Source organism: Paracraurococcus ruber, from assembly GCF_004353985.1.
GTDB classification, from domain to species: domain Bacteria; phylum Pseudomonadota; class Alphaproteobacteria; order Acetobacterales; family Acetobacteraceae; genus Paracraurococcus; species Paracraurococcus ruber.
Window position 1 is genome coordinate 1 of record NZ_SMOA01000583.1, and the last position, 1240, is coordinate 1240.

General features: G+C 80.3%; 1 protein-coding gene and 1 pseudogene. Both read right to left on the reverse strand.

The window, feature by feature from the left end; all coding sequences use genetic code 11:
• Positions 1-590 (reverse strand): annotated as a pseudogene (locus E2C05_RS31900) (segregation/condensation protein A); the annotation flags it as partial.
• A partial coding sequence (locus E2C05_RS31905) for a hypothetical protein (protein WP_205083267.1) occupies positions 577-1240 on the reverse strand: 664 nt, incomplete at its 5' end. The gene E2C05_RS31905 and the pseudogene E2C05_RS31900, both read right to left, overlap by 14 nt.

Below are 1240 nucleotides of genomic sequence, written 5' to 3' on the forward strand. Positions count from 1 at the left end.
GGCAGCAGCGCCCGCAGGCGCAGCAGCGCCTCCGGCGCGCGCCAGAGCAGGGGCGGCCGCGGCCGGTACACCCTCTCCCGCAGCGGGACCTGCAGCAGCTTCAGGCAGGCCCGCAGCAGCTCGGCCAGGTCCGCCGCCGGCTCGGCCGCCGCCTCCGGCTCCGCCGCGCCGCGGCCGAACACCGCCCGCCCGAGCTGCGGCCGCCGCTCCAGCCAGTCCGCCAGCCGCCGCGCCGCCTCCCGGTCGGCCAGGCGGCGGCGGAGATCGGCGGCCTCGCGCTCGGCCTCGTCCTGCTCCGCCAGCCCGGCCGGCAGCAGCAGCCGGGACCGCAGCGCCAGCAGCCAGGCGGCCATCACCACCCATTCGGCGACGCGCGCCAGCGGCACGCGGCCGGCGGCGATCGCCGCCTCCGCCGAAGTGGCGAATTGCGCCGCCAGCGCGGCCACCGAGACCCGCGCCAGATCCACCCGCTGCGCCCGCGCCAATTCCAGCAGCAGGTCGAGCGGGCCTTCCCAGGCCTCCAGCCGCAGCACCGGCGCGCCGCTGTTGCCGACCGAAGCGCGCGCCGCGGCGTCCTCAGGGGTCGTCATAGATCGGCCGGACGGCGAAGGAGAGGCCGGGCCAGCGCGCCCGCAGCGCCAGGATGGCCGGCCAGGGCGTCCAGTCCGCCGACCAGAAGCCCAGCCAGGCGAGGCCGGGATCCCGTGGCGGCGGCTTGCCGCGGCCCGGCACCGGCAATTCGACCACGCCGCGCAGCGCCAGGGTGGTGCCCCACTGCGCCCAGAGCCAGGCGCGGCTTTCCGGCGCGGCCGGCCCCAGCCGCAGCAGCCGCGGCGGCACCGGCAGCAGCCGGTGCAGGCAGAGCGGGCAGGCGCGGCTGCCGGCGGCGCGCTCGGCGACCAGGCGGCCGCGCGCTTCCGCCGCGTCCCGCAACTGCGCCGACAGGATGCGGCAGCCCTCGAGGCTCAGGCTGCGTCGCTGCGGCGGGGGCGGGGCGGCCAGCAGGTGGAACCAGTCCTCCGCGGCCTGGCCGGCATCCTCCGCCCAGGGGATCACCCCCGGCCCGGCCGCCGCGGCGCGGAAGCCGGCCACCTCCGTCGGGTCGCCGGCGACCCGCAGGTGGTGGTAGAGCCAGTCCGGATGCGGCAGGGCGAGCGCCTCCGCCGCCGGCGCGCCGCTGGCCGCGGGGCCATGTGTCATGGCGCGGCGCGGCCGGCCCGCCCCGGCGGGGGCGGCGCCG